Source organism: Thiocapsa sp. (assembly GCF_011390875.1).
In the GTDB taxonomy this organism is placed as follows: domain Bacteria; phylum Pseudomonadota; class Gammaproteobacteria; order Chromatiales; family Chromatiaceae; genus Thiocapsa.
Genome location: NZ_JAABRP010000023.1, coordinates 1 through 4,719, shown reverse-complemented (window position 1 = coordinate 4,719; position 4,719 = coordinate 1). Strand labels below are relative to the sequence as shown.

The window sequence follows — 4,719 nt, the reverse complement described above, 5'->3', positions numbered from 1 at the left end:
CTCTCTGCGCAAGCTCGGCAAAGCCGGTGCGTCGCGCTGGCGGGGTGTACGGCCGACCGTCCGCGGGGTGGTCATGAACCCGGTTGATCATCCGCACGGCGGCGGCGAAGGCCGCACCTCCGGCGGGCGCCACCCGGTGACACCTTGGGGCGTGCCGACCAAGGGTCACAAGACGCGCAAGAACAAGCGGACCGACGCGATGATCGTCCGACGTCGCGGACGCAAGTAAACAAGGCGAGGTTGAGCAAGTGCCACGTTCGATTCGAAAAGGACCCTTTGTCGACCACCATCTGATCAAGAAGGTCGAGGAGGCGGTCGCGCAAAACAGCAAGCGCCCCATCAAGACTTGGTCACGCCGTTCCATGGTGCTGCCCGAGATGGTTGGGTTGACCATTGCGGTCCACAACGGGCGTCTGCACGTGCCGGTGCTCGTCAACGAAAACATGATCGGCCACAAGCTCGGCGAGTTTGCATTGACCCGGACCTACCGGGGACATGCCGCCGACCGCAAGGCGAAGAAGCGCTAGCCGGAGATGGGGATGCGAGCCGAAGCAACACTGAAATATGCACGGGTCTCGGCCCAAAAGGCCCGGTTGATCGCGGACATGATCCGCGGGCGCGACGTCGAAGAGGCCCTGAACACCTTGACCTTCAGCACACAAAAGAGTGCGCAGATCATCAAAAAGGTCTTGGAGTCGGCGGTTGCCAATGCCGAGCACAACGAGGGCGCGGACATCGACGAGCTGAAGGTCGCGTCGATCCAAGTGGACGAGGGGCCGACCATGAAGCGGATTCGCCCCCGTGCCAAGGGTCGTGCGAATCGGATTATGAAACGCACCAGCCACATTCGGCTGACCGTAGCGGAAGGCTAAGGGGACCAGTATGGGACAGAAAGTTCATCCGACCGGCATCCGCCTTGGCATCGTCAAGGACTGGACCTCGAAGTGGTACGCAACGTCGAAGGACTATGCGAATTTCCTGAATACCGACATCGAGGTCCGCTCTTTCCTGCGCAAGGAATTGGCCAAGGCTTCGGTAAGTCGGATTCAGATCGACCGACCCGCGAAGAATGCTCATATCACCATTCATACGGCACGACCGGGTGTGGTGATCGGCAAGAAGGGCGAGGATATCGATAAGCTGCGTGCCAAGGTCTCCAAGATGATGGGGATCCCGGTTCACATCAGCATCGAGGAGATCCGCAAGCCGGAGCTGGATGCCCAGCTGGTTGCCGAAGGCATTGCACAGCAGCTCGAGCGCCGCATCATGTTCCGCCGCGCCATGAAGCGTGCGATTCAGAACACCATGCGACTCGGGGCCGAGGGTGTACGTGTCAACGTCGCCGGTCGCCTGAACGGAGCCGAGATTGCGCGCACGGAATGGGCGCGCGAGGGCCGCGTCCCTTTGCATACGCTGCGTGCCGACATCGACTATGGCTTCGCCGAGGCCCGTACCACCTACGGCGTGATCGGGGTGAAGGTTTGGATCTTCAAAGGCGAGGTGTTCGGTGATCAGATCCCCGAGGAACCGGCGCCGAAGGCGTCCGCAAGAAGGGGATAAGTCATGCTGCAACCAAAACGTACAAAATTCCGCAAACAGCACAAAGGCCGCAACCGCGGTCTTGCGCAAAGCGGCAACAAGGTCAGCTTCGGCGACTTTGGGCTGAAGGCGGTTGGTCGAGGCCGTCTAACGGCGCGCCAGATCGAAGCCGCGCGACGTGCCATCACGAGAAAGGTCAAGCGCGGCGGGAAGCTCTGGATTCGCGTCTTCCCCGACAAGCCGGTATCCAAGAAACCGCTCGAAGTGCGTATGGGTAAAGGTAAGGGTAACGTCGAGTATTGGGTGGCTCTGATTCAGCCGGGTCGGGTCCTCTACGAGATCGAGGGCGTGACCGAAGAGCTGGCTCGCGAGGCGTTTGAGTTGGCCGCGGCCAAGCTCCCTGTGCAGACCACCTTTGAGAGACGGACGATCTTGTGATGAAGGCGAACGAGCTAAGAACACGCAGCCCTGAAGAGCTTGAGAAAGAGCTGATGAACCTGTTGCGCGAGCAATTCAACCTGCGGATGCAGAGGGGCACCGGACAATTGTCGAAGCCCTCGCAAATGAAGGCCGTGCGTCGGGAGATCGCCCGCGTGAAGACGATTATGGGCGAGCACAAGGCGAGGGCCACGTCATGAGCGAAGAAACCGTCAATAACCCGAGCAGCAATCGCACGCTCGACGGACGCGTGACCAGCAGCGCGATGGACAAGACGATTACGGTACTCATCGAGCGCAAGGTCAAGCATCCGTTGTACGGCAAGTTCATGCGCCGCTCGACCAAGATTCACGCCCATGACGAAGAGAACGCGTGCTCCGCGGGTGATTTGGTTCGTGTGGAGCAATGTCGTCCGCTGTCCAAGACCAAGACATGGCGTTTGATCGAGATTATCGAAAAGGCCCGTTGAGACCCGTCGTCGTCGTCTCGCAGACAGCGTGGCAGTCGATGCCGAGAAAGCAGGTCATCCGGGCAGCACAACAGGTTTAGGTAAACAACAATGATTCAGATGCAGACCGATCTCAGTGTCGCCGACAACAGCGGCGCACGGCGGGTGCAGTGCATCAAGGTGCTCGGCGGATCGCATCGGCGTTACGCGGGTATCGGCGATGTGATCAAGGTGACCGTCAAGGACGCCATCCCGCGCGGCAAGGTCAAAAAAGGCGACGTCTACAACGCCGTCGTGGTGCGGACGCGTAAGGGCGTGCGTCGGCCGGACGGCTCCACCGTTCGTTTCGACGGCAACGCAGCCGTTCTCTTGAACAACCAGCTCCAACCGATCGGGACTCGTATCTTCGGGCCCGTGACGCGTGAGCTCCGCGGCGAGCGGTTCATGAAGATCATCTCGCTTGCGCCTGAAGTTCTTTAGGGGGCCGGGAGAGATGCAGAAGATCAAGAAAGGTGACGACGTCATGGTCATCACCGGTAAAGACAAGGGCAAGCGAGGCACGGTGCTGAAGGTGCTCGACAAGGACCATGTGGTCGTCGAGAACATCAACATCGCCCGGAAGCACCAGAAGGCGAACCCGCAGGCCGGCGAGCCGGGCGGCATCGTCGACAAGGTGATGCCGATTCAGGTGTCGAACGTTGCGCTCTACAACCCGCAGAAAGGCGGTCCGGATCGAGTCGGTTTCAAGATTCTCGAAGACGGCCGAAAGGTTCGCGTATTCAAGTCGGACGGCGAAGTCGTCGACGTCTGACCGAAGGAAACGAGATGACCAGACTACAGAAAGATTACCAGGACCGCGTCGTCGGGCAGCTGCGCGAGCGCTTCGGCTTCAAGAGCGTGATGCAGGTTCCGCGGATCGAGAAGATCACCCTCAATATGGGTGTCGGCGAGGCGATCGCGGACAAGAAGGTCATGGACAACGCCGTGGCCGACCTGCGACTCATCGCCGGCCAGCAGCCGATCGTGACCTTTGCGCGCAAGTCCGTTGCAGGGTTCAAGATCCGCGAGGGATGGCCGATCGGCTGCAAGGTGACGCTGCGTCGGGAACGGATGTACGAGTTTCTGGATCGTCTGGTCAGCGTTGCCATCCCGCGTATCCGCGATTTCCGCGGGCTAAGCGCGAAGGCGTTCGACGGACGCGGCAACTACTCGATGGGCGTGCGCGAGCAGATCATCTTCCCCGAGATCGATTACGACAAAATCGATACGCTGCGGGGTCTGGATATCACCATCACGACGACGGCGCGGACGGACGAGGAAGGGCGTGCGCTGCTCGAGGCGTTCAACTTCCCATTCCGCACCTGAGGCCGATACGATGGCGAAAAAAAGCATGATCGCGCGAGATCGTAAGCGCACCCTGATCGCAGCCCGTTTCGCGGTCAAACGTACCGCCCTTAAGGCGGTGATCAATGACCGCAGTGCAAGTGGCGAGCAGATCGAAGAGGCGCTGGCCAAGTTGCAGCAGCTCCCGCGCGACGCCGGTCCGACACGTCAACAGCGCCGATGCCGGATCAGCGGGCGGCCGCATGCCGTCTATCGCAAGTTCGGGCTCTCGCGCAACAAGATCCGCGAGGCCGTGATGCGCGGTGACGCGCCCGGCGTCGTGAAGGCCAGTTGGTAGCACACCGTTCGACCCCTACCGTTACGGTCAACCAGGCTGTATCGGTTTATTTAAACCTGACGGGTATCGCACCGACGAGGTGGTCTGACCCCCGGAGAAGCTCATGAGTATGTCGGATCCGATTGCGGATATGCTGACGCGTATCCGCAACGGCCAGCAGCGCGGCAAGATCACGATCGCGATGCCTTCGTCAAAGCAGAAGGTCGCGATTGCGAACCTCCTCAAAGCCGAGGGTTATATCGCCGACGCGACAGTCGAGGCGAATGGCAACAAGCCCGAGTTGGTAGTCAAGCTCAAGTATTTCCGGGGTAAACCCGTGATCGAGCAACTCACCCGTGTCTCGCGTCCCGGCCTGCGGATCTACCGCGGCAAGGACGACCTGCCTAAAGTCTGGGCGGGACTCGGGATCGCGATCGTCTCCACGTCCAAAGGCTTGATGACCGACCGTGCCGCCCGCGAGGCGGGGCACGGTGGCGAGATCATCGCCTACGTCGCTTAAGAGGATCCGATCATGTCACGAGTCGCAAAGGCTGCGATTGTCGTACCGAAAGGTGTGACGGTCGAAATATCGGGCCAGGACGTCACGGTCAAGGGTTCCAAGGGGACCATGGCT

Annotated in this window: 11 protein-coding genes and 2 pseudogenes; all 13 read left to right on the top strand. The window is 60.5% G+C overall.

Annotation, left to right across the window (positions count from 1 at the left end):
• Positions 1–229 (top strand): annotated as a pseudogene (locus tag GPT33_RS03265) (50S ribosomal protein L2); the annotation flags it as partial.
• Positions 230–248: 19 nt separating this feature from the next.
• On the top strand, positions 249–527 hold the full coding sequence (rpsS, locus tag GPT33_RS03260) for a 30S ribosomal protein S19 (RefSeq protein WP_007191154.1): 279 nt from the start codon (positions 249–251) through the stop codon (positions 525–527).
• 12 nt (positions 528–539) lie between these two features.
• On the top strand, positions 540–872 hold the full coding sequence (gene rplV, locus GPT33_RS03255) for a 50S ribosomal protein L22 (RefSeq protein ID WP_007191153.1): 333 nt from the start codon (positions 540–542) through the stop codon (positions 870–872).
• A 10-nt stretch (positions 873–882) separates the two neighbouring features.
• Complete coding sequence (gene rpsC, locus GPT33_RS03250) at positions 883–1,560, top strand: 30S ribosomal protein S3 (RefSeq protein ID WP_120795551.1); 678 nt, start codon at positions 883–885, stop codon at positions 1,558–1,560.
• Between the two features lie 3 nt (positions 1,561–1,563).
• A complete protein-coding gene (rplP, locus tag GPT33_RS03245) occupies positions 1,564–1,977 on the top strand; it encodes a 50S ribosomal protein L16 (protein WP_296805840.1) in 414 nt (137 codons plus the stop codon).
• Complete coding sequence (gene rpmC / locus GPT33_RS03240; protein WP_296805839.1) at positions 1,977–2,177, top strand: 50S ribosomal protein L29; 201 nt, start codon at positions 1,977–1,979, stop codon at positions 2,175–2,177. Before rplP ends, rpmC begins: the two co-directional genes overlap by 1 nt.
• A complete protein-coding gene (rpsQ, locus tag GPT33_RS03235) occupies positions 2,174–2,446 on the top strand; it encodes a 30S ribosomal protein S17 (RefSeq protein ID WP_296805838.1) in 273 nt (90 codons plus the stop codon). The genes rpmC and rpsQ overlap by 4 nt, the downstream gene beginning before the upstream one ends.
• 90 nt (positions 2,447–2,536) lie before the next feature.
• Positions 2,537–2,905, top strand: coding sequence for a 50S ribosomal protein L14 (gene rplN, locus GPT33_RS03230; protein ID WP_007191148.1), 369 nt, complete (start codon positions 2,537–2,539; stop codon positions 2,903–2,905).
• A gap of 13 nt (positions 2,906–2,918) precedes the next feature.
• On the top strand, positions 2,919–3,236 hold the full coding sequence (rplX, locus tag GPT33_RS03225) for a 50S ribosomal protein L24 (protein ID WP_120795548.1): 318 nt from the start codon (positions 2,919–2,921) through the stop codon (positions 3,234–3,236).
• A gap of 14 nt (positions 3,237–3,250) precedes the next feature.
• Positions 3,251–3,790: a 50S ribosomal protein L5 gene (rplE, locus tag GPT33_RS03220; protein WP_296805837.1), complete on the top strand. Its 540-nt coding sequence runs from the start codon at positions 3,251–3,253 to the stop codon at positions 3,788–3,790.
• A gap of 10 nt (positions 3,791–3,800) precedes the next feature.
• The gene (rpsN, locus tag GPT33_RS03215) at positions 3,801–4,106 is read left to right on the top strand and encodes a 30S ribosomal protein S14 (protein WP_296805836.1); all 306 of its coding nucleotides are present in this window, start codon (positions 3,801–3,803) and stop codon (positions 4,104–4,106) included.
• A gap of 103 nt (positions 4,107–4,209) precedes the next feature.
• Positions 4,210–4,605 (top strand): 30S ribosomal protein S8, encoded by a 396-nt coding sequence (gene rpsH / locus GPT33_RS03210; RefSeq protein WP_007191144.1) that lies wholly within the window; start codon positions 4,210–4,212, stop codon positions 4,603–4,605.
• A gap of 12 nt (positions 4,606–4,617) precedes the next feature.
• Positions 4,618–4,719: pseudogene (locus GPT33_RS03205) on the top strand (50S ribosomal protein L6); the annotation flags it as partial.

Coding starts and splice junctions, on each gene's coding strand:
- rpsH (WP_007191144.1), top strand. CDS start 4,210: ATGAGTATGTCGGATCCGATTGCGGATATGCTGACGCGTATCCGCAAC.
- rpsQ (WP_296805838.1), top strand. CDS start 2,174: ATGAGCGAAGAAACCGTCAATAACCCGAGCAGCAATCGCACGCTCGAC.
- rpsN (WP_296805836.1), top strand. CDS start 3,801: ATGGCGAAAAAAAGCATGATCGCGCGAGATCGTAAGCGCACCCTGATC.
- rplP (WP_296805840.1), top strand. CDS start 1,564: ATGCTGCAACCAAAACGTACAAAATTCCGCAAACAGCACAAAGGCCGC.
- rpsC (WP_120795551.1), top strand. CDS start 883: ATGGGACAGAAAGTTCATCCGACCGGCATCCGCCTTGGCATCGTCAAG.
- rplV (WP_007191153.1), top strand. CDS start 540: ATGCGAGCCGAAGCAACACTGAAATATGCACGGGTCTCGGCCCAAAAG.
- rplX (WP_120795548.1), top strand. CDS start 2,919: ATGCAGAAGATCAAGAAAGGTGACGACGTCATGGTCATCACCGGTAAA.
- rpmC (WP_296805839.1), top strand. CDS start 1,977: ATGAAGGCGAACGAGCTAAGAACACGCAGCCCTGAAGAGCTTGAGAAA.
- rplN (WP_007191148.1), top strand. CDS start 2,537: ATGATTCAGATGCAGACCGATCTCAGTGTCGCCGACAACAGCGGCGCA.
- rplE (WP_296805837.1), top strand. CDS start 3,251: ATGACCAGACTACAGAAAGATTACCAGGACCGCGTCGTCGGGCAGCTG.